This window comes from Williamsia serinedens (assembly GCF_024171725.1).
GTDB classification, from domain to species: domain Bacteria; phylum Actinomycetota; class Actinomycetes; order Mycobacteriales; family Mycobacteriaceae; genus Williamsia_A; species Williamsia_A serinedens.
In genome coordinates, this window is sequence record NZ_JAMTCG010000014.1 from 1 (window position 1) to 3,179 (window position 3,179).

The 3,179-nt window shown below is 66.0% G+C and carries 5 protein-coding genes; all 5 read right to left on the reverse strand.

The window, feature by feature from the left end; genetic code table 11:
* Positions 1–166: 166 nt before the first annotated feature.
* Positions 167–1,072 (reverse strand): major capsid protein, encoded by a 906-nt coding sequence (locus LX12_RS21550; RefSeq protein ID WP_253656673.1) that lies wholly within the window; start codon positions 1,070–1,072, stop codon positions 167–169.
* A 10-nt stretch (positions 1,073–1,082) separates the two neighbouring features.
* Positions 1,083–1,460 (reverse strand): DUF2190 family protein, encoded by a 378-nt coding sequence (locus LX12_RS21555; protein ID WP_253656674.1) that lies wholly within the window; start codon positions 1,458–1,460, stop codon positions 1,083–1,085.
* A gap of 12 nt (positions 1,461–1,472) precedes the next feature.
* Complete coding sequence (locus LX12_RS21560; RefSeq protein ID WP_253656675.1) at positions 1,473–2,021, reverse strand: hypothetical protein; 549 nt, start codon at positions 2,019–2,021, stop codon at positions 1,473–1,475.
* A gap of 52 nt (positions 2,022–2,073) precedes the next feature.
* On the reverse strand, positions 2,074–2,727 hold the full coding sequence (locus tag LX12_RS21565) for a VG15 protein (protein ID WP_253656676.1): 654 nt from the start codon (positions 2,725–2,727) through the stop codon (positions 2,074–2,076).
* The coding region (locus LX12_RS21570) for a phage portal protein (RefSeq protein ID WP_372505123.1) at positions 2,708–3,179 on the reverse strand (472 nt) is incomplete at its 5' end. The genes LX12_RS21565 and LX12_RS21570, both read right to left, overlap by 20 nt.

The following is a 3,179-nucleotide window of genomic DNA, read 5'->3' on the forward strand; positions in this document are numbered from 1 at the left end:
GGTGTCAGCCTCTTCGGGTTCGCCGTTGAGGTTGTCGAACCTCTCGAGGCTGTCGGGATGCACCTCGACCTGCTGGCCGCGGTCTGCGCGGCGGGTCCGCCCGTCCGCGTCGACATATGCGATCGACGCGAGACGGACGGTCCGCTTCACTGCATCAGGCATCGGCTCAGGCCGCCAGACCCGTCAGCTTCAGTGCGCTGTAAGGGTTGGTGACCGCGAACACCGAACGGATCGACGACTGAACCCACGTCGACTCCGTGCGGTCGTCGCGGTAGGTGACGGTGCGCAGCGGCTGCTCGTACCGCACCTGCCCGACCTGGCCCTCGGCGACCGCGTACGCCGAACCTGCCGGAACCTGGTTCGACACCTGTGCCGACATGCCCATGTTGGACAGCCAGGCGGTGGCGTCGCCGTACACGATCGACAGGTTCGCGAACTCCTGCGGATTGAGCAGCAGCAGGTTGAAGCTGACACCCAGCTCGCGCTGAGCCGCGATCTTGTTGATGTTCGCGATATCCGCGGCCGGCAGGGCGGCCTTGTTTTCCGTCGACAGGGTCAGCCCGGTCGCGTCGGCCCACGAAGTGGCGCCGTACACCAGGTCCGAACTGTTGGCCTGGATCACAGCCTCCAGCTCGGCGAGAGCGCGGGCATGGATCTGACGCTGGATGTCGTTGCCCAGCTTCACACCCTCGGTCTGGATCGCCGACAGGTCGTTGCGGTCGCGGGCCTCGTCGGTGACGCGGAACTTGCCGCCCAGCTTCTCGACCTGCGCGGTCTTCGGCTCGGGACGGTCGAACGTCACTTCGGGGAACTCCGCACCGGGGGCAACCTTCTGGGCGGCCCGCGACGGGAACAGGTCGTTGCTGGTGAGCTGGTTGTAGACCAGCGCGCCACCACTGACGCCGCCACCGTTGGTGAAGATCCGCTCAGCGAAGTAGTTCCGCAGGGCGATGTTCGACAGGTAGGCGTTGATGCGCGTCGGCTGCGCCAGCATCAGGTCGACGGTCAGCGAGTTGCCGGCGGTCGACGGGGTGCCGAGCGGGTACTCCTGCGAGTAGTAGGTCTGTGCCATGACGGTCTCCTCAGATGTCCAGTGCGATCAGCACGTCGTTGCTGGAGGTGCCGGCCTCGAGGGCAACACCGACGGGGACACCGGAGGCAAGGGTCACGACCCGGCCGTTGGAGCCGATCTCGACCTGCGCACCAGCGGCGATGGAACCGCCGGCGGTGACGAACAGGATGCCGCCGCGCTGCACCGTGAGAGTGGCACCAGAGGCGGCGTCGTAGGCGGCCACACCGAACGGCTTGGCGGCCGCGGTGGCGGTAGCGACCTTGACCAGGCCGGTGGTGGTGTCGCGGGTGGCCGAAACCCCCACGAACGTCTTGCCGGTCACCGATCCGGTGGTCAGAGCTGTCACGTCTGCACCGGGACGGAACAACGGCTTGGACTCGTTTGCCATGCTTGTTCCTTTCTAGGAATCCGCGGTGGGCATGAAGCCCCAGGACGCGGGATAAGAGTGGTCCTCCACGGGCGGAGGGGTGGGTGAGGCTCCCGGCCTCATTGACGCGACCGGACGCTCCGACGGGGGTCGGTTCGGTTCGGCCTCTTCTGCTTTCGACTGCACCATCTGCCCGACCTTCACGGCGCGGGCTTCCTTCTCCTCGAACGTGCCGTCCCCGATGAACTCGAGGTAGTCGTCCGGGATCTGGTAGCGGGCTTGGAGCAGCTGGGTGTCGCGCTCCTTCAACGTGTCCGACAGGTTCTTGATGTCGGCGTCACGGCGCTCGATCTCAGTGAGCTTTGCGCGCTCCGCCTCCCGGGCGGCCTGCACTTCCGGCTCCTGCTCCTTGAGTCGCTGACGCAAACTCTGCGCCTCGCTGTTGACCTTCTTCAGCTTCGCCTTCACCCACTCGGGAAGCTCGTCCTCCGGGGACGTTTCCACGGTTTCGGGCTCGGTCGGAGTTTCCGGTTCGGTGACCGGCTGATCTTCGACAGGCTGGTTGGGGTCGGGTGCAGTCATGTCGCCTCCTGGGCTGACTTTCTTTGTTGACCCGCCTCCAGGGCGGGAAGTCTCATTGCTGGCGCATGGCGGCAAGAATCTTCGTCAGATCTCCGCTACCCGCGGCGCGCCGGGCGTCGTTGTATTGCTGCTCGAACTCGGCCACGTACGGGGCCGGTTCGTAGGTGCTGCCCGGTCGCACTTCAATTGCGACGCAGTGGCAGTGGTCGTGGGCTTTCATCGCCTTGTCGCGGGACCCGTAGGCGGCGCCTCGTGTTGCGAGGAGGCGGCAGAACTCGCAGGCGTTGGCTGAGGCGTGCCGCGCCCAGCGGGCGCCCTGTTCGCGCGCCGCGTTGTCGATGATCGTGTCGCGCGCCCCGTTGAACACCGCGCGCTGCAACGTTCCCGCCAGACGGGCAAGACCAGCATCGCCGTACGCGCCGAGCGCCCACTTTGTCGAGTCGCGCAACGCCTGCACGTTCGGTGTTCCTGTGGGCGTCGCCTGGTAGGCGAGGTTTGGTGCTGACTCGTCGTACCAGTCGGCCGCCAGCTGGGCTGCCATCGCCGCGTACGGGTCGGCCACGTCCGGAAAGGCATCGAGGATGAAGGTGCGGAACTCCTCCGACGACAGGTTCGACGCCCGTCTCCACAGGTCGACAAGGTCGTTGACGGCGACCGTGTTGACCTGGCTGAGGATCTGTTGTCGCTCAGGCGCCGTTGTTGCCACGGGATGCCAGATCGTTCACGACCGGGTCCTGTGCTGCACGCTGTGCGGCGGCCGGGACCCGGTTGAGTGTGTTCTGCACCATCGCTTTACGGCTCGCCTCATCCATTGCCTGGCTGGCGCGTTCCACCCGTGCCCGTGTCCATCCGGGGATGTCCTCGAGGACTTCCTTCGGCGGGACGTTCAGCATCGTCACAACCTTGCCGAGGCCGTCGATCACCTGGGCGAAGGTTCGGGCGGTCATGTCCTGCCACTTCACCTCGGACGCGAAGTCCTGCGCCTGCTCCGTCTGTCCGGTGATGTAGGCCGCGGTGCGCATGACCTGCTCATGAGCTTCACCGAGCGACGTTTTGATTTCGGCTTCTTTGCGGTCCTTGCCGGCCTCGAGACCGGCAAGGGTCGCCTCGGAGATGTTGGAGATGCCGTCGATGCCGAGGTTCTGTGCAGGTACCTGC